The organism is Enterobacter sp. UCD-UG_FMILLET, assembly GCF_000762975.1.
Classification (GTDB): domain Bacteria; phylum Pseudomonadota; class Gammaproteobacteria; order Enterobacterales; family Enterobacteriaceae; genus Enterobacter; species Enterobacter dykesii.
In genome coordinates this window covers 96,203-115,065 of record NZ_JRJC01000015.1, presented here as the reverse complement: position 1 = coordinate 115,065, position 18,863 = coordinate 96,203, and the positions used below count along the sequence as shown (strand labels likewise).

Here is an 18,863-nt window from a genome sequence, read left to right as displayed (position 1 = left end):
AAATTCCGTCTTACGACGGTTTTTTTAGGTGAAAAAATCATTGCCTTAATAATAATTCCCGTATTTTATTATTCAAAATAAATGACAAGTGGTTTTATTTATTTACGCATTAACATTTCTGTACGCTAAATGATACGGAATATCAGCAAATAACTTTGCTGAATGTTATTTTTAATATGGCTAAAGCTTAACTCCAGACTTACGCTTGCTAATGGATTTTGGTTGTCCAACACATCTTTATTGGTAAGGAGCAGAAAATGTCACAACGTAATAATCTGGATTTACTCAGCCGTAAAGAAGGAATGTGTTTGTTAGAGCAAAGCATGGGTTTTGTATGGCAGGCAGCACTTCGGGCTGTCGCGGTATTAGGCGTTGCAGATCTACTGGCTGAAGGAAAGAAATCCGTTAAGCAGCTGGCGAAGGAGCTTAATGTCGATGGCGATTATCTTCATCGAATCATGCGTTTATTGTCTTCGCGTGGGGTGTTCAACGAAGTATCCGAAGCGGAATACGGTCTTAGCCATTCAGCACAATTCCTGCGTTCCGATCATGAATTTTCCTTGCGTGCGGCGGTGCTCATGCTGACAGACCAAACATTCTGGCAGCCAGCGGCCAGAATGGATGAAATATTGCAAGGTAAACCCGTTTTTAACGAATTGTTTGGCAAGCCTTTTTACGATTACTGGCAGCATGACGACACGGCGACGGGTAGCAATATTTTTCACGCCGGTATGGCCTCTATGTCATCCGTAGAGAATGAAGCGATTACTGATAGCTATTTGTTCCCTGAAAACGCTGTCGTTGCCGATATCGCCGGTGGGCTGGGTAATTTATTGCTGGCCGTTTTACGTCGAAATCCGACCTTAACAGGGATCCTGTTTGATCAAAAAGACGTGCTTGCGCGCAATCGACTGTCACTATTGAATGATAATCGCCGATGGAAGACGGTAGAGGGTAGCTTTTTTGAAGCCTGTCCTGCAGCGGACATTTATCTGCTTAAGTATATCCTCATGGACTGGCCTGATGAGAAGGCGGTACAGATACTTCAGTGCTGCAGAAATGCAATGAAAGAGAACGCCCGCTTATTAATTTTTGAACCGCTTATTAAAAAAGAAAATAATGAGCAGGGACGATTTGAAATTGACCTTCTTCTGTTAACAAGCTTTGATGGCGGGCGGGCAAGAACAGAGCCTGAGTATCAGGTCTTGTTTGAAAAGACCAATCTGAAGCTGAACAAAATAATAGATACCCGTTCCTATCTGTCGATTTTGGAGGTCATACCTGTCTGAACTTGTCCGTCATTCCGTTTTACCATATTCCTGCTAACCTTGTTTGTTGTACCAGGAGCATGAATATGAAAAACAAAGATGAACAAACCGGATTAGTGGGGCTGGCGATTGGGGCCGCCGTTATTGGGCTGGTTTCCGCCCAGAAACCGATCCATCGCAACAGTATTGTGGATGAACTGGTCAGGCTCGGCAGGCAAAAAGGCGATGGCGTAGAAGATGAGGTTTTCGTTAAGGCTGCCGAGCTGGTGAGAAAAGGGGTATAGCCCATGGCTGAAAGACGGAATGCGAAGTGCCATTGCGGGGCGGTGGCGTTCACCGTTGAGCTCACTGATGGCCTCAACACCGCGCGGCGCTGCAGCTGTTCCTTTTGTCGCATGCGGGGCGCGGTCGTTGTCTCTGCGCCTTTGTCAGGGATTAAGGTGACCAAAGGTGAGGATAAGCTCACCGAGTACCGCTTTAACACGGGAACGGCACGGCATTTCTTCTGCTCGGTGTGCGGGATCTACACGTTCCATCAGCGGCGTTCTAACCCAAACGAATATGGCGTGAATGTCGCCTGTTTTGAAAACGTTTCACCTTTTGATTTTCCAGAGGTGAAGGTGATGGACGGCGTTAACCACCCCATGGATGGGGAAAGTGGGGTATTTGGTTATCTCTCTTTTCGCGAGAAAGGGGAAGAGCAGGCATGATTGCCGCCTGGCCACTCTTTACTCAGCCTGGCTATAGTGGAAAATGGTTATCTGATACAGGAGAAACTATGCTCTGTGTTGAAAAAGACGATCCGCGTGAGGCCCCTGAGTCAGGGGATAAAAAGCCTCAACCTGTGAAAAAATAACGCGACATACGCGTTTACCCGCCACCGGCACTGCTGGTGGCTTTTTATTTTCTGGAACACGGTCAACTGCCATCCAGATGGTTTAACAGCGCGCCGAGATGCCCGACAATATCACCAAAATCAAAAATTAACGCCATCCACAACAATGCTAAAAGGGTAAGTACGACAAGGGATATACGACCAAACAACGCTGTTATCCTTAGTGACGAAAGGGCTATCACCGCAGTTTAACCCGCTTGTTTTCAACTTTCCCTCAACCAATCTCTTTCTTAAACTGTCTTTTGTGACAAATGTCATAAAAAAGCGAGCCCGCATAATTATGCGGGCTCTGACCATCAGAACTGGTAAACCAGGCCTAACGCTACAACGTCATCGGTGCTGATGCCGTTGTCTTTGTAGAAGTTGTCATCTTCATCCAGCAGGTTGATTTTGTAATCAACGTAGGTGGACATGTTTTTGTTGAAGTAATAGGTAAACCCTACGTCAGCATATTTAACCAGATCCTGGTCGCGCTGGCCGTTGCCCAGGTCCTTACCTTTCGACTGCAGGTAGGAAAGGGACGGGCGCAGGCCGAAGTCGAACTGGTACTGCGCGGTCACTTCGAAGTTCTGGGTTTTGTTCGCCACGGCGTCGATATTATCACCATACGGCGTCATATTGCGGGTTTCAGAATACATGGCCGCCAGATAGATGTTATTGGCGTCATACTTCAGGCCCGCCGTCCAGGCATCCGCTTTGTCTCCACCCGCAGTGGTATTCATGACCTGCTCGTTGGTACGGTCAGAAGAGGTATACGCGGCCCCTGCAGTAATCCCCATGCCAAAGTCATAGGTTGTGGAGATACCAAAGCCATCACCGTTCTCGTGACGCGTGTCGCGTCCGTTGTTGGTGCCTTCCTGGTTGTTGCTGGCGTCTTCATTTTTGCCCTGGTACTGCAGCGCAAAGTTCAGGCCCTGCACCAGACCGTAGAAGTCGGTGTTACGGTAGGTTGCCACACCGTTGGCGCGGCCGGTCATGAAGTTGTCGGCTTTGGTGTAGGAGTCGCCACCAAATTCAGGCAGCATATCGGTCCAGCCTTCCACGTCGTACAGCACGCCATAGTTACGGCCGTAATCGAAGGAGCCGTAGTCCCCCACCTTCACACCGGCGAAGGCCAGACGCGTCCAGGACTGATTATCAGACCCTTCCGTATTATTCGCCTGGATGTTGTATTCCCACTGCGCGTAGCCGGTCATCATGTCGTTGATCTGGGTTTCGCCTTTGAAGCCCAGACGCATATAGGTTTGATCACCGTCAGCGCCTTTATCGTCGGAGAAATAGTGCAGACCATCTACTTTTCCGTACAGATCTAATTTGTTGCCGTCTTTATTATAAATCTCTGCTGCATGAGTTGCGCCAGCCATTAACAGAGCCGGAATCATCAGGGCCAGTACTTTTCTTTGCATTGTGATATTCCTTTGCAGTTGTTTTTATTTAATTACCTGTTGAACTTTCAGAATGAGAAAGTTGTCTCATGCTAGATCACTCCCGCGAAGGAGTAATAAAATATAATTGTTACGAACTAAGTAAAATCTAAACCGAATAAATCGGCGGTAATGATCATTGATTTGATGAATGATTTAAAAGTTTTTATATTAAATTGAAATTATTAAACAGGGTTTAATTAAGGTAATATTGAAGGCGTTATATGCCTGTAAGATGATTAATCCATAATTAACGTGAATGCTATTAAGAGAACTAAATAGATATTCAATGATTATCTGGATTCGCCCGGTGTGAATACGCCGGGCTTTTTTTATGGCAAAAAAATGCCCGGACAAGCCGGGCAGGGGAACTAGTCGCTGGTCGGTTTTTCGGCTTTACCCGCCATCTGCGCCAGGAAGTCATAGCGTTTTTGCAGGTCAGCAGCGGCATCTTTCCAGAGCTGCCCGGCCACTTCCGGCTGCTGGGCGTTAAGGCGACGGAAGCGCTGTTCCTGCATTAACGTCTCGGCCAGTGCGTCCGACGGCGGACGCGAATCCAGCGCCAGCGGTAATTTACCCTCGTCTGCACGACGCGGGTCGAACCGGTACAGCGGCCAGAAGCCGGTCGCGGTCAGCTGGCGCATCTGGTCGTGGCTGAGGGCCAGATCGTAGCCATGCTCTTCACAAGGGCTGTAGGCAATGATCAGCGACGGGCCAGGATACGCTTCCGCTTCCTGAATCGCTTTCACCGTCTGGTTAAGCTGCGCGCCCAGCGAGATTTGCGCGACGTAAACGTGACCGTACATCATCATGCTCACGCCGAGATCTTTGCGCGCCTTGCGTTTACCGTGTTCGCCGAATTTCGTTACCGCGCCTAACGGCGTCGCTTTCGACGCCTGGCCGCCGGTATTGGAATAACACTGCGTATCCAGAACCAGGATGTTGACGTTTTCGGTCAGGCTCAACACGTGATCCAGCCCGCCAAAGCCGATATCGTAAGCCCAGCCGTCACCGCCAATCAGCCAGATTGATTTTTCGACCAGGGCGTCAGCGTCGGTCAGCAGCTGTTCAGCCCCCGTCACGCCCTGCAGCGCGCGGCGCAGCTCAGCAACCTGCTCACGGCGTTCTTCTGGCGTCGCGTCCGCGTGAAGCGCGTCATTGAGCTCCGCGGGGATCTGCCCGGCAAACTGCTCCAGCAGGCGCATCACGCGCGCGCGGTGCTGGTCGACGGTCAGGCGGAAGCCCAGGCCGAATTCGGCATTGTCCTCGAATAGCGAGTTTGCCCACGCCGGACCGCGCCCATTCGCGTCGGTGGTGTACGGCGTAGAAGGCAAATTGCCCCCGTAGATGGATGAACAGCCGGTAGCGTTGGCAATCAGCATCCGGTCACCGTACAGCTGGGTAAGCAGCTTGATATACGGCGTTTCACCGCAGCCGGAGCAGGCGCCAGAGTACTCAAACAGCGGCGTAATCAGCTGTGACGTACGAATATCAATACGTTCCAGTTTGCTGCGATCGATTTCCGGCAGATTCAGGAAGAAGTCATAATTGACCTTCTCCTCTTCAACGTGCTCCAGACGCGACATCATATTGATGGCTTTGATCTCCGGATCCTGCCTGTCTTTCGCCGGACAGACCTCGACGCACAGGTTACAGCCGGTGCAATCTTCCGGCGCGACCTGCAGAACGTATTTCTGTCCGCGCATATCGCGAGACTTCACATCCAGCGAATGCAGGCTGGCTGGTGCAGTTTCCATCTCTTCCGGTGAAACCACTTTGGCACGAATGGCAGAGTGCGGGCAGGCCGCAACGCAGTGGTTGCACTGGGTACACAGCTCTTCTTTCCAGATGGGGATCGCTTCGGCGATGTTGCGTTTTTCCCAGCGGGTCGTACCCATCGGCCAGGTGCCATCCGGCGGTAGCGCAGAGACGGGAAGGGCATCGCCCAGACCGGCCAGCATCGCCGCCGTCACGGTCTTAACGAAATCGGGCGCCGCATCGGACACCACCGGAGGGCGGTTCGGGCTTGCGGCATCCACCGGCTGCAGCGGTACCTCATACAGCGATTCGCGCGCCAGCGCCAGCGCCAGCCAGTTGCGCTCGACCAGCTCCTGGCCCTTGCTGCTGTAGCTTTTGGCAATCGCCCCCTGCAGCTCCACCAGCGCGCTGTCGCCCGGCAGGATATTGGTCAGATGGAAGAAGGCCATCTGCATAACGGTATTAATACGCGCAGCCAGGCCACATTCGCGGGCAATTTTTGCGGCGTTGACGACGTAGAAACGGGCTTTTTTCTGGTTCAGCACCGCCTGAACTTCCTGCGGCAGTCGACCCCAGACTTCGTCTGCGCTGTACGGCGTATTGAGGAGGAAAATGCCTCCGGGCTTCAGGCGCTCGGCCATCTGGTATTTATCGATAAACTGCAGCTGGTGGCAGCCAACAAAATCAGCCTGAGAAATAAGATACGCGGAGCGGATGGGCTGTTCGCTCACGCGCAGGTGGGAAACGGTCAGGCCGCCTGCTTTTTTGGAGTCGTAGACGAAGTATCCCTGGGCGTACCACGGCGTTGAGTTGCCGATGATTTTAATGTTGTTTTTGGTCGCGGAGACGCTGCCGTCGCTGCCCAGACCATAGAACAGCGCCTCAAGTTTTGCGGTCGAGGGCAGGGTATTTTCCGGCAACGACAGGGACAGATTCGTCACGTCATCATAAATGCCGACGGTAAAGCGCGGTCTGGGTTTCGCTTCGCTTAACTCGTTGAATACCGCCTGCACGCAGTCCGGCCCAAACTCCTTGGAGGACAAACCATAGCGCCCCCCGATAACGCGCGGCAGCGTTTCACGCTCGCCCTGATTAAAGGCTTCTGCCAGGGCCGTCATCACATCCAGATAGAGGGGTTCCGCCTGCGCGCCAGGCTCTTTGGTACGATCGAGCACCGCCACAGCGCGCGCGCTTTCAGGCAGCGCCGAAAGCAGATGTTTAGCCGAGAACGGGCGATAGAGACGCACTTTAAGCACGCCAACTTTTTCGCCGCGCGTCAGCAGCTCGTCAACCACCTCTTCACAGGTCCCAATGGCTGACCCCATCAGCACGATCACCCGTTCCGCCAGCGGATGGCCGTAGTACTCAAACGGTTTGTACTGCCGGCCGGTTGCGGCGGCAAAATCATTCATTGCCTGTTCAACATGATCGTAAACCGCGTTGTACCAGGGGTTCGTGGCCTCTCGGGACTGGAAATAAGTATCCGGGTTCGCCGATGTCCCACGAATAACCGGGTGTTCAGGATTAAGAGCCCGGGCGCGATGCGCGTCGATTTCCGCCTGCGGCAGCAGATTCAGGATACTATCGTCGGCCAGCGGGACGATTTTGTTGATTTCGTGAGAGGTGCGGAAACCATCAAAGAAGTGAATAAACGGCACGCGGCTTTTAAGCGTGGCGATATGCGAAATTAAGGCAAAGTCCTGCGCTTCCTGAACGCTGCTGGCGCATAGCATCGCGCAACCGGTCTGGCGCACGGCCATGACGTCGGAGTGGTCGCCAAAGATAGAGAGCGCGTGGGTAGCAACGGTACGCGCGGCAACGTGCAGAACGAAGGGGGTCAGCTGACCGGCGAGTTTGTACAGCGTAGGGATCATTAACAGCAATCCCTGTGAGGAGGTAAACGACGTGGAAAGCGCGCCGGTTTGAAGCGCACCGTGTACCGTGGCAATCGCACCGGCTTCAGACTGCATTTCAACCACTCTCGGGACATCGCCCCAGACGTTTTTTAACCCGTTACCCGCCCAGGCATCCGCCTGCTCGGCCATGGTAGAACTTGGCGTAATCGGGTAGATGGCGATAACTTCACTGGTGCGAAACGCGACTGAGGCAACTGCACCATTACCGTCAATAGTTTGCATAGGACAACACCCTTACATTGCGCAAAAAATAGGGGTCTGTATAACGGCAACAAACCCTGAATATTATCTGTGTATTCTAGCAAACGGGGGATTTTACGATTTTCGCTTTTGTGTCCTTGGTATTCTTGCCATCAATGAGTAGATCAAACTTTTGGCGAAAAAATTGCGAGAAATTGTTTCTGTAGCGCATAAATACGCACTTCCGCTCTCGACGACACGGGATGTGATGCCTATTATGCATAGGTTTCGTATTATTAATGGGGGAGAGAGCATGCGCTCAGCATTTTGGGTAGGGTGTGCCGCGTTATTGTTGTCGGCATGTAGCAGTGAACCAGTCCAGCAGGCAACGGCAGCCCACGTGGCACCGGGAATGAAAGCGGCAATGTCCAGTTCAGGTCAGGCCAACTGCGCGATGATTGGCGGTTCGCTGTCTGTCGCCCGCCAGCTTGATGGTTCTGCTATTGGGATGTGCGCCTTGCCAAACGGCAAACGCTGTAGCGAACAGTCGCTTGCCGTTGGAAGCTGCGGTAACTACTGATTATTCTACACGCTTAAACATCAGCGTTTTATCGGCTGTCGCCAGCGTTAACTGGTCCTCAGTCAGGTCGACCTGCGCCCCTTTGCGCAGCATGTCGCCGATGGCCTGATCCAGCTCATTCAGCTGCGGCTCGGTACAGAGCTTGCGCGTCATGGCGAGCGTTTTAACCTTAAGCTCGCCTTCGGACAATTTCCCCTGTCCGTTGAAGCGGTTACACATCTGGCCGGAAACGCTGATGTTATTCACCAGGCTGATATCTGGCAGCGCGCTAAAACCGATTTCAGGTTGCGTTGTCGCGGTCTTCACGGCCTTACCGTTTACGTTTTCCAGCACAAAGCGGTGGTTTTTAAGTTGCTCCGGCTGTACGGAGGCTTTACCCGGATTAACGCAGCCGGTAAGGACAAGACTAATAACGCTTAACGCAATGAGCTTTTTCATTTTTCTTCTCAAACTATAAGTACCGTGAATCTTTTTCCAGTGTAACGATACTCTGCCGTGGGTTAATGGGGTTTATCTGAAAGTGCGGGGATAAGTACCGGGCAACGCAGCGGTTGCCCGGAATGACGTTAATGCGATTTAAATCCTGCCGCCGTCATCAGCATGCGGAAGAGCATACTGACAGCAGCCAGCGCCAGTACGCTGCCGCCCCAGATAATGGCCAGCCACAGTAATCTTTTCCAGACCGGTTGTTGCATCAGTGATAACCCTCCCCATGCTGAACTTTGCCGCGAAACACGTAGTAGCTCCAGAAGGTGTAGACCAGAATAACGGGAATGATCAACAGCGCGCCCACAAGCATAAAGCCCTGGCTTTGCGTCGGGGCGGCGGCCTGCCACAGGGTGATCGACGGTGGAATAATATGCGGCCAGATGCTGATCCCAAGCCCGCTAAAGCCGAGGAATATCAGCCCCAGCGTCAGAATAAACGGACGGCTATGGCTGGCGGGATTATTCAGGCAACGCCACTGGTAGAGGCTAAAAATCACCACCAGAGCAGGGACCGGCAGCAGATAAAACAGATTTGGTAGCGTAAACCAGCGCGCAGCGATGACCGGTTGCGCCAGCGGCGTCCAGAGGCTGATCGCCGCAATAAACGCCAGCAGCACGATTAACAGCGTTTTCGACACCTCACGCATCCGCTGCTGCAGCGCGTTTTCGCTTTTCATCACCAGCCAGGTAGAGCCTAACAGCGCATAAGCCACCACCAGCCCCGCGCCGCAAAACAGGTTAAACGCGGTAAACCAGTCAAAGGGGCCGCCGGTATAGGCCCGGCCGGTGACGGTAAAGCCGTTAATAACGGCGCCTACCGTCACGCCCTGGGTGAACGTTGCCAGAATGGAACCGCCAATAAACGCCTTATCCCAGAAAGGGCGGTGGGCCGGCGTGGCTTTAAAGCGAAACTCAAAAGCCACCCCGCGGAAAATAAGTCCGATCAGCATTAATGTTAGCGGAATGGTCAGGGCATCAACGATCACTGCATACGCCAGCGGGAATGCGCCGAACAGGGCGGCACCGCCAAGCACCAGCCAGGTTTCATTTCCGTCCCAGACCGGCGCGACGCTGTTGACCATTACGTCGCGATCGTCGGCGTTCTGCGTGGCAGGGAACAGAATGCCGATCCCCAGATCAAAACCGTCCATCACGATATACATCAGCGTGGCGAAGACGATGATCACAAACCAGATAATGGAAAGATCGATACCCATTATGGCTGCTCCTTATGTTCAGTTGTGACGGCAGAAAGCGGGCGCGCCGGACGTCCGTCGGACTCGGTAGCGAAAGTTTCATGCGGCTGTGGGCCTTTTCGGATGAGGCGTACCATATAGCTGTAACCCACGCCGAATACCGAGGTATAGACGACGAAGAAGGCCAGCAGGCTCACGCTCATATGCAGATCACCGTGGGCGGACACCGCATCCTTCGTTCGCTGGAGTCCGTAGACCACCCACGGCTGGCGGCCCACTTCGGTGGTGATCCACCCGGCCAGGATGGCAATCAGCCCGGTTGGCCCCATCAGCAGCGCAAACCACAGGAAAGGGCGCGACGAATAAACGCGCTTTTTATAGCGCAGCCAGAGTGCCGTCACCCCGAGCAGCAGCATCAGCATGCCCAGGCCCGCCATGATGCGGAACGACCAGAAGACGATGGTGGAATTCGGACGATCTTCCTTCGGAAACTCTTTGAGTGCCGGAACCTGTTTATCCAGACTGTGCGTCAGGATAAGACTCCCCAGCGCCGGGATCTCCAGCCCAAATCGGGTGCGCTCCTGTTCCATATCCGGCCAGCCAAACAGCAGCAGCGGGGTAGACTCACCCGGCGGATTTTCCCAGTGGCCTTCAATGGCGGCAATCTTGGCAGGCTGGTGCTTTAAAGTGTTCAGGCCGTGCATATCGCCAACCATGGCCTGAATGGGGGCGACAATCAGCGTCATCCACAGCGCCATAGAAAACATCGCCCGGATGGCAGGAGTATTATTCCCGCGCAGCAGATGCCATGCCGCGGATGCGCCCACAAACAGGGCGCTGCTCAGGAATGCGGCTATCGACATATGCAGCAGGCGGTAAGGGAAGGAGGGATTAAACACCACGGCGAACCAGTCCACCGGTACCACCTGGCCGTTGACGATCTCATAGCCCTGCGGGGTCTGCATCCAGCTGTTCGACGAGAGGATCCAGAAGGTGGAGATAATGGTGCCCAGCGCCACCATGCAGGTGGCGAAGAAGTGCAAACCCGGCCCGACTTTATTCCAGCCGAACAGCATCACGCCGAGGAACCCGGCCTCGAGGAAGAAGGCGGTCAGCACTTCATAGGTCAGGAGTGGGCCGGTAATACTGCCCGCAAACTGTGAAAAGCCGCTCCAGTTGGTGCCAAACTGGTAGGCCATCACCAGCCCGGAGACCACGCCCATGCCAAAGTTGACGGCAAAAATCTTCGACCAGAAATGGTACAGCGAGCGCCAGACCGGATTTTTTGTTTTCAGCCACAGCCCTTCGAGCACGGCAAGATAGCTTGCCAGGCCGATGGTGATCGCCGGGAAAATAATGTGAAAGGATACGGTAAAGGCAAACTGTATCCGTGCAAGGTGAAAAGCATCTAAACCAAACATGCACAGCCTCAATGTCAAACGGTGTGCTGTTATGGTATAGGGGCAAAGTTCGGACTATCAGACGCAGAAAAGTGATTTTTAACCATAACAGTTGGCTTAAAACTCATGCTTTAGCCATCTGATATACCTCGAGTGAGGAATAAAAACCGTCTTTTTATGAATTTCACGCATAAAACTGCTTGCCTTGTCGTCTGCGCCGTGCGTTAATGGCTCTCTGGTTTTGAGTCCAAATAAATATCTGACGTAGTTTTATAAAGCAGTTCTCATCACGTTGTGCCTCTCCGCAGCCTCTCTTGGGTCTTTATCTACTTTCCGATTCGTTTTGTTTTAAAACCATTATTGCCCAATCGGCCCATTAGTAATTTACGTTTTTACGTTCACAGGAGAATCCTATGACTTCTTATATTCATTTCCGCTGCCCATGCTGTCATGGCTCGCAGTACCGTACCTCAGTCTTTGATATGTCTGAGAAAAACCCGCTCGGCGCGAAATGCATCTTTTGCAAATCGTCGATGATTACGCTCGATCACCTGGCCGCCGCGCGTCAGGCGCAAAGCCACGTTACCGAGTACCGTAAGTAATTCGTTTCCCGAACCATAACAGTTAGCTAAATCTTCTCTTTTTCTCCTGCTGATATACACTGTCGGTCACAAGGAGAATTTGATGAAAAAATACCAGCGTCTGGCGCAACAAATTATCTCGCAGATTGAGCTTGGCGTATGGCTGCCGGGCGATAAGCTGCCTTCGCTGCGAGAGCAGGTGGCGAGCAGCGGCATGAGTTTTATGACCGTTGGCCACGCGTATCAGATGCTGGAAAGTCAGGGGCGCATTGTCGCCAGACCGCAGTCGGGCTATTACGTTGCCTCGCGCCCGACCGCACATCAGCCTGCTCCACCTGCCCAGGTGATGCGTGACGAAGTGGTGGATATTAATACCTACATCTTCGACGTCTTACAGGCCAGCCGCGACCCGTCCGTTGTTCCTTTTGCCTCCGCGTTTCCCGATCCCCGACTTTTCCCGCTGCAGCAGCTCAACCGCTCGCTGGCGAACGTCAGCAAAACCGCGACGGCGATGAGCGTGATTGAGAACCTGCCGCCGGGTAACGTCGATCTCCGCCACGCTATTGCCCGTCGCTACGCGCAGCAGGGGATGAACATCTCCCCGGAAGAGATTGTGATCACCGCAGGCGCGCTTGAAGCGCTCAATCTCAGCCTGCAGGCGGTAACCGAGCCGGGCGACTGGGTGATAGTCGAAAACCCGTGTTTTTACGGCGCGCTGCAGGCGCTGGAACGCCTGAAGCTCAAAGCGTTGTCGATTGCGACGGATGTCCGCGAGGGGATTGACCTGAATGCCCTTGAACAGGCGCTGAAGGAGTACCCGGTTAAAGCCTGCTGGATCATGACCAACAGTCAGAACCCGCTTGGATTCACGCTGAGCGCTGCGAAAAAAGCGCAGCTTGTCGCGCTGTTAACGCAGCACAACGTCCCCCTGATTGAAGACGATGTCTACAGCGAGCTCTATTTTGGCCGCGAAAAGCCGCTCCCGGCGAAAGCATGGGATCGCCAGGACATGACGCTGCACTGCTCGTCCTTTTCAAAATGCCTGGTGGCCGGTTTTCGCATCGGCTGGGTTGCGGCAGGAAAACACGCGAGACGCATTCAGCAGCTGCAGCTGATGAGCACGCTCTCCACCAGCTCGCCCGTGCAGCTGGCGCTGGTGGATTATCTGGCGACCAAACGCTACGACGCCCATCTGCGCCGCCTGCGGCGTACGCTCGCCGAGCGAAAACAGCAGGCCTGGCAGTCACTTCTGCGCCATATGCCTGCCGGCGTCAAAATTCACCATAACGACAGCGGCTATTTTTTATGGCTGGAGCTGCCGGCGCAGCTGGATGCGGGTCTGCTCAGCGAAAAGGCCTTAACGCACCACATCAGCATTGCTCCTGGAAAGATGTTTTCCACCTCCGACGCATGGACTCCGTTCTTCCGGTTTAATACCTCCTGGGCCTGGGGAGAGCGAGAAGAGCAGGCGGTCATTCAGTTAGGAAAATTAATTAGCACGATGCTGGAATAATCAATTCGACCTTATTTAAATAATCAATTCTTATCCTGATGACGGCGCTGCGAATATTTCGCGGTGCCCTGTCATAGGAAATCTGCATACCGTCTTTCGCGCCTAACTCCTTGTCTATAATCCAGTTAACGGGGAATGCGCCCTCTGTCACACCTTGATGAAATTTCCTGAAGCCATACGGTGCGGCGCATTTGCGCGGTCTACGTTTAATAAGGGAGATATTTTTACGGCACGGCTGCCGCTAAATTTCATTGCGACAGGAGTAACTCTTATGAGCAAACATTTTGCCCGCAGCAGCCTGTGCGCGCTCGGCATGACTATCATGACAGCGCAAGCCGCAGAACCACCAAAGGCCATCGGCGACGGGGAAGGTCGGCTGGATATTATCGCCTGGCCGGGATACATCGAACGCGGACAGACGGATAAAAATTATGACTGGGTCACCCAGTTTGAAAAAGAGACCGGTTGTGCGGTCAACGTCAAAACGGCAGCCACGTCGGATGAAATGGTCAGCCTGATGGCGAAAGGGGGATACGATCTGGTTACCGCCTCAGGTGACGCCTCCCTGCGCCTGATCATGGGCAAACGCGTTCAGCCCATTAACCCCGATCTTATCCCCAACTGGAAAACGCTCGACGCGCGGATTGTAAAAGGGGAATGGTTTAACGTCGGCGGGAAAGTCTACGGCACGCCTTACCAGTGGGGGCCAAACCTGCTGATGTACAACACCAAAACCTTCCCGACGCCGCCGGACAGCTGGAGCGTGGTCTTTACTAAACAGGATCTGCCGGACGGTAAAACCAACCAGGGACGCGTGCAGGCGTATGACGGCCCGATTTATATCGCCGATGCCGCGCTGTTCGTCAAAGCCACGCAGCCGCAGCTGGGTATCAAAGACCCGTATCAGCTCACCGAAAAACAGTATGCCGCCGTGCTCAAGGTGCTTCGCGACCAGCACGCGCTGATCCACCGCTACTGGCATGACACCACCGTCCAGATGAGCGACTTTAAAAATGAAGGCGTTGTGGCCTCCAGCGCCTGGCCGTATCAGGCGAATGCGCTGAAGGCTGAGAACCAGCCCGTTGCCACCGTCTTCCCGAAAGAGGGGGTGACCGGCTGGGCGGACACCACCATGCTGCACGCGCAGGCAAAACACCCGATGTGCGCCTACAAATGGATGAACTGGTCGCTGACGCCGAAAGTGCAGGGCGATCTGGCCGCATGGTTTGGCTCCCTGCCCGTAGTTGCAGAAGGGTGTAAGGCCAGCACGCTGCTGGGTGATAAAGGCTGCGAAACAAACGGTTATAACGAGTTCGACAAAATCATGTTCTGGAAAACCCCCATCGCAGAAGGCGGCAAATTTGTGCCTTACAGCCGCTGGACGCAGGACTACATCGCCATCATGGGCGGTCGTTAATTGCCCGGGAGCAGAACATGACGTACGCGGTAGAGTTTAACAACGTTTCCCGTCTGTACGGCGACGTACGGGCGGTGGATGGGGTCACCATTGCCATTCGTGACGGAGAATTTTTCTCCATGCTGGGGCCTTCGGGCTCCGGTAAAACCACCTGCCTGCGTCTGATCGCCGGTTTCGAACAGCTGTCAGGCGGGACGATTTCTATCTTCGGCAAAGAGGCGAGCGAACTGCCCCCCTGGGAGCGGGATGTGAATACCGTCTTTCAGGACTACGCGCTGTTCCCGCATATGTCGATCCTCGACAATATTGCCTACGGGCTGATGGTCAAAGGCATCGACAGGAAAAAACGTCATGCGCAGGCCCGTGATGCCCTGGAAAAAGTGGGCCTGAGCTTTGCCGTTGCCCGCAAACCTTCACAACTTTCCGGCGGCCAGCGGCAGCGTGTTGCCATCGCCCGGGCGCTGGTTAATGAGCCGCGCGTCCTGCTGCTGGATGAACCCTTGGGTGCGCTCGATCTCAAACTGCGTGAACAGATGCAGTTCGAGCTGAAGAAGCTTCAGCAGGAACTCGGCATCACCTTTATTTTTGTCACTCACGATCAGGGCGAGGCCCTTTCCATGTCAGACCGGGTGGCGGTGTTCAATAACGGGCGAATCGAGCAGGTGGATACCCCGCGCGATCTCTATATGCGTCCGCGCACGCCGTTTGTCGCCGGTTTTGTCGGCACTTCCAACGTCTTTGATGCGGGCCTTGCGCAGAAACTATGCGGTATGGAAGGCAGCTATTCCCTGCGCCCGGAACATATTCGCCTTAATCAGGACGGAGACGTTCAGGTTCAGGGCATCGTGCAGGCCGTTCAGTATCAGGGGGCGGCCACGCGGCTGGAGCTGAAGCTCGCGGATGGCGTCAAACTGCTGGTGAGCCAGGCTAATCTCAGTGAAATCTCGCCGCTGAGCGGGATTGCGCCGGGGCAGGCGGTGATGGCGTCGTGGTCACGCGAGGCGATGATTCGCCTGCACGAGGAGAGGTGAAATGGCTATGAGCGTTGCGCATCCTCCCGCCTCGCCCGGGCGCTTAAGCCGCATGACGGCGCTGTTCTGGCGCAAACCGTCGCTTGGCCTGTTCCTGCTTCTGCTCGCGCCGCTCATGTGGTTTGGAATCGTCTATTTAGGATCGCTTCTGACCCTGCTGTGGCAAGGTTTTTACACCTTTGACGATTTCACCATGACCGTCACGCCGGATCTGACCCTGGCGAACATTCAGGCACTTTTCAACCCGGCAAACTACGACATCATCCTGCGCACGTTAACCATGGCGATTGCGGTGACGATAGCCAGCGCCATCCTGGCATTCCCGATGTCCTGGTACATGGCGCGATACACCCGCGGCAAGTGGAAAGCGTTTTTCTATATCGCTGTGATGCTGCCAATGTGGGCAAGCTACATCGTCAAAGCCTACGCCTGGACGCTGCTGCTGGCGAAGGATGGGGTGGCGCAGTGGTTTCTCAACCATATGGGGCTGGAGCCGATCCTGACCTCACTCCTTACGCTCCCGGCGATTGGCGGCAACACCTTGTCGACCTCCGGGCTGGGACGGTTTCTGGTGTTCGTCTATATCTGGCTGCCGTTTATGATCCTGCCCGTCCAGGCGGCTCTGGAACGCCTGCCGGCCTCGCTACTGCAGGCCTCAGCCGACCTCGGCGCGCGCCCTCGGCAGACCTTTCGCTACGTTGTTCTGCCGCTGGCCATTCCAGGCATTGCGGCGGGCTCAATATTCACCTTTTCCCTGACGCTGGGAGATTTCATCGTTCCGCAGCTGGTGGGGCCGCCGGGCTACTTCATCGGTAACATGGTCTACTCACAGCAGGGCGCCATTGGCAATATGCCCATGGCCGCCGCGTTCACGCTCGTGCCCATCGTGCTGATTTCACTCTATCTGGCGTTCGTGAAACGTCTGGGAGCATTCGATGCACTCTGAACGCGCACCGCTGTTCCTGAAAGTGGCAGCCTGGGGAGGCATCATCTTCCTGCACTTCCCGCTGCTGATTATCGCGACCTATGCCTTCAATACCGAAGACGCGGCCTTCAGATTTCCGCCGCAGGGGCTGACGCTTAAGTGGTTTAGCGTGGCGGCGGGGCGCGGCGACATTATTGAATCCGTGACTTTGTCACTTCAGATTGCCGCGCTCTCCACCGCGATTGCCCTCGTGCTTGGCACGCTTGCTGCAGCGGCGCTGTGGCGAAGCGAGTTTTTTGGCAAGAATGCGATCTCGCTGCTGCTGCTGTTGCCGATTGCATTGCCGGGGATCATCACCGGTCTGGCGCTGCTGACGGCCTTCAAAACGATCGATCTGGAGCCGGGGTTTTTCACCATCGTGGTGGGACACGCCACCTTTTGCGTGGTGGTGGTGTTTAACAACGTGATTGCCCGGTTCAGACGTACCTCCTGGAGCCTGGTGGAAGCGTCGATGGATCTCGGGGCCGACGGATGGCAAACCTTCCGCTATGTGGTGCTGCCCAATCTGGGTTCCGCGCTGCTGGCCGGGGGAATGCTGGCGTTTGCCCTGTCGTTTGACGAGATAATCGTCACAACGTTTACGGCGGGACACGAGCGCACGTTACCGCTGTGGTTGCTCAATCAGCTCGGTCGTCCGCGCGACGTGCCGGTCACCAACGTTGTAGCACTGCTGGTGATGCTGGTGACAACTATCCCCATTCTGGGAGCCTGGTGGCTAACCCGCGACGGCGAGAACATCGCCGGCAGCGGGAAATAACAGTGAATTCAACAGGAAAATGCTATGCAAACACAACTGCTGATAGAGGGAAAACTGGTAACCGGAGAGGGAGAAAAACAGCCGGTCTATAACCCGGCCACTGGAGAACTCCTGCTGGAGATTGCCGAGGCGTCAGCGGCTCAGGTCGACGCGGCGGTTCAGGCGGCCGACCGTGCTTTTGCGGAGTGGGGACAAACCACGCCGAAGACGCGCGCCGAGTGCCTGCTGAAGCTGGCGGATGCGATTGAAGCGCATGGGGAGGACTTTGCCCGGCTCGAATCTCTCAACTGCGGGAAGCCGCTGCACTGTGCTCTGGGTGATGAAATTCCGGCGGTGGTCGACGTTTTCCGTTTCTTTGCCGGGGCCGCCCGCTGTCTGAACGGGCTGGCCGCCGGGGAGTACCTTGACGGCCACACGTCGATGATCCGCCGCGATCCGGTGGGCGTGGTTGCCTCTATTGCCCCCTGGAACTATCCGCTGATGATGGCGGCCTGGAAGCTGGCCCCCGCGCTGGCCGCAGGGAACTGCGTGGTGATTAAGCCCTCAGAGATCACGCCCCTGACCGCGCTGAAGCTGGGAGAGCTGGCAAAAGATATCTTACCGGCAGGCGTTCTGAACGTCCTGTTTGGCCGGGGTAAAACGGTCGGCGATCCGCTGACCGGGCATGAAAAAGTTCGTATGGTCTCGCTGACCGGTTCGATTGCTACCGGGGAACATATCATCGGCCATACGGCGTCCTCTATTAAACGCACCCACATGGAGCTGGGCGGTAAAGCGCCGGTTATCGTCTTTGATGATGCTGACCTGGATGCGGTTGTCGAAGGGGTGCGGACGTTTGGTTTCTACAATGCCGGACAGGACTGTACGGCGGCGTGCCGGATTTATGCCCAGAAGGGCATCTATGCCGCGCTGGTGGAAAAGCTGGGCGCAGCGGTCGCCAGCCTCAAAATGGGTGCGCCGGAGGATGCTTCTACCGAACTGGGGCCGCTCAGCTCAGCCGCCCATCTTTCACGCGTTTGTCAGGCGGTCGATGAGGCGAAAGCGCTCGGTCATATCCGCGTTGTCACCGGCGGGAGCAAAAAAGAGGGGGCGGGCTACTACTTCCAGCCAACCCTGCTGGCGGGGGCAAAACAGGACGATGCCATCGTTCAGCGCGAGGTGTTTGGCCCGGTAGTGAGCGTCACCGAGTTTGATGACGAGGCGCAGGTGCTGGCCTGGGCGAACGATTCGCAGTATGGCCTGGCGTCATCGGTCTGGACCAAAGACGTGGGCCGCGCCCATCGCCTGAGCGCGCGGCTGCAGTACGGCTGCACCTGGGTGAATACTCATTTTATGCTGGTGAGCGAAATGCCGCACGGCGGCATGAAATTATCCGGCTACGGCAAAGATATGTCGGTCTACGGGCTTGAGGATTATACGGTCGTGCGGCATGTCATGATCAAACACTAAGCCCGCCATGCCTGGTCGCATGCGC

General features: G+C 55.0%; 18 protein-coding genes. 12 read left to right on the top strand and 6 right to left on the bottom strand.

Annotated elements, in window-relative coordinates; all coding sequences use genetic code 11:
* Positions 1-257: 257 nt before the first annotated feature.
* The 4 genes from LA04_RS07610 to LA04_RS24950 all read left to right on the top strand — a co-directional run bounded on the left by LA04_RS07610 (position 258) and on the right by LA04_RS24950 (position 2,124).
* On the top strand, positions 258-1,289 hold the full coding sequence (locus LA04_RS07610; protein WP_052119533.1) for a methyltransferase: 1,032 nt from the start codon (positions 258-260) through the stop codon (positions 1,287-1,289).
* Positions 1,290-1,354: 65 nt separating this feature from the next.
* Entirely contained in the window at positions 1,355-1,552 is a 198-nt protein-coding gene (locus LA04_RS07605) for a hypothetical protein (protein WP_023312007.1), read from the top strand.
* Between the two features lie 3 nt (positions 1,553-1,555).
* Complete coding sequence (locus LA04_RS07600; RefSeq protein ID WP_047651071.1) at positions 1,556-1,978, top strand: GFA family protein; 423 nt, start codon at positions 1,556-1,558, stop codon at positions 1,976-1,978.
* Positions 1,979-2,046: 68 nt separating this feature from the next.
* A complete protein-coding gene (locus LA04_RS24950; protein WP_223239581.1) occupies positions 2,047-2,124 on the top strand; it encodes a hypothetical protein in 78 nt (25 codons plus the stop codon).
* A gap of 335 nt (positions 2,125-2,459) precedes the next feature.
* On the opposite strand, the gene ompC is transcribed toward LA04_RS24950, so the two are convergent.
* Positions 2,460-3,569, bottom strand: coding sequence for a porin OmpC (gene ompC / locus LA04_RS07595; protein ID WP_047651070.1), 1,110 nt, complete (start codon positions 3,567-3,569; stop codon positions 2,460-2,462).
* Between the two features lie 389 nt (positions 3,570-3,958).
* A complete protein-coding gene (gene nifJ, locus LA04_RS07590) occupies positions 3,959-7,483 on the bottom strand; it encodes a pyruvate:ferredoxin (flavodoxin) oxidoreductase (RefSeq protein WP_047651069.1) in 3,525 nt (1,174 codons plus the stop codon).
* 271 nt (positions 7,484-7,754) lie between these two features.
* On the opposite strand from nifJ, the gene LA04_RS07585 reads away from it, so the two are divergent.
* Entirely contained in the window at positions 7,755-8,021 is a 267-nt protein-coding gene (locus LA04_RS07585) for a putative hemolysin (RefSeq protein WP_023312003.1), read from the top strand.
* Here the strand turns inward: LA04_RS07585 and hslJ are convergent, their stop codons facing one another.
* From hslJ to LA04_RS07565, 4 genes are all read right to left on the bottom strand, one after another.
* On the bottom strand, positions 8,022-8,459 hold the full coding sequence (hslJ, locus tag LA04_RS07580) for a heat shock protein HslJ (protein WP_045400079.1): 438 nt from the start codon (positions 8,457-8,459) through the stop codon (positions 8,022-8,024).
* A gap of 128 nt (positions 8,460-8,587) precedes the next feature.
* Positions 8,588-8,716: a DUF2474 domain-containing protein gene (locus tag LA04_RS07575; protein ID WP_008501283.1), complete on the bottom strand. Its 129-nt coding sequence runs from the start codon at positions 8,714-8,716 to the stop codon at positions 8,588-8,590.
* A complete protein-coding gene (gene cydB, locus LA04_RS07570; protein ID WP_047651068.1) occupies positions 8,716-9,726 on the bottom strand; it encodes a cytochrome d ubiquinol oxidase subunit II in 1,011 nt (336 codons plus the stop codon). Before cydB ends, LA04_RS07575 begins: the two co-directional genes overlap by 1 nt.
* Complete coding sequence (locus tag LA04_RS07565) at positions 9,726-11,126, bottom strand: cytochrome ubiquinol oxidase subunit I (protein ID WP_047651067.1); 1,401 nt, start codon at positions 11,124-11,126, stop codon at positions 9,726-9,728. The genes cydB and LA04_RS07565 overlap by 1 nt, the downstream gene beginning before the upstream one ends.
* 392 nt (positions 11,127-11,518) lie before the next feature.
* On the opposite strand from LA04_RS07565, the gene ymcF reads away from it, so the two are divergent.
* The 7 genes from ymcF to patD all read left to right on the top strand — a co-directional run bounded on the left by ymcF (position 11,519) and on the right by patD (position 18,838).
* Complete coding sequence (ymcF, locus tag LA04_RS07560) at positions 11,519-11,707, top strand: cold shock small protein YmcF (protein WP_023335881.1); 189 nt, start codon at positions 11,519-11,521, stop codon at positions 11,705-11,707.
* A gap of 82 nt (positions 11,708-11,789) precedes the next feature.
* Entirely contained in the window at positions 11,790-13,199 is a 1,410-nt protein-coding gene (locus tag LA04_RS07555) for an aminotransferase-like domain-containing protein (protein ID WP_047651066.1), read from the top strand.
* Positions 13,200-13,470: 271 nt separating this feature from the next.
* Positions 13,471-14,616: a putative ABC transporter substrate-binding protein YdcS gene (gene ydcS, locus LA04_RS07550; protein WP_029741508.1), complete on the top strand. Its 1,146-nt coding sequence runs from the start codon at positions 13,471-13,473 to the stop codon at positions 14,614-14,616.
* A gap of 17 nt (positions 14,617-14,633) precedes the next feature.
* Positions 14,634-15,647 (top strand): ABC transporter ATP-binding protein, encoded by a 1,014-nt coding sequence (locus tag LA04_RS07545; RefSeq protein WP_047651065.1) that lies wholly within the window; start codon positions 14,634-14,636, stop codon positions 15,645-15,647.
* A 1-nt stretch (position 15,648) separates the two neighbouring features.
* Positions 15,649-16,593 (top strand): ABC transporter permease, encoded by a 945-nt coding sequence (locus LA04_RS07540; protein ID WP_047651064.1) that lies wholly within the window; start codon positions 15,649-15,651, stop codon positions 16,591-16,593.
* Complete coding sequence (locus LA04_RS07535; protein WP_047651063.1) at positions 16,583-17,389, top strand: ABC transporter permease; 807 nt, start codon at positions 16,583-16,585, stop codon at positions 17,387-17,389. Before LA04_RS07540 ends, LA04_RS07535 begins: the two co-directional genes overlap by 11 nt.
* 24 nt (positions 17,390-17,413) lie before the next feature.
* Positions 17,414-18,838, top strand: a complete 1,425-nt coding sequence (patD, locus tag LA04_RS07530; protein WP_047651062.1) for an aminobutyraldehyde dehydrogenase — start codon at positions 17,414-17,416, stop codon at positions 18,836-18,838.
* The last annotated feature ends 25 nt before the right edge of the window (positions 18,839-18,863 follow it).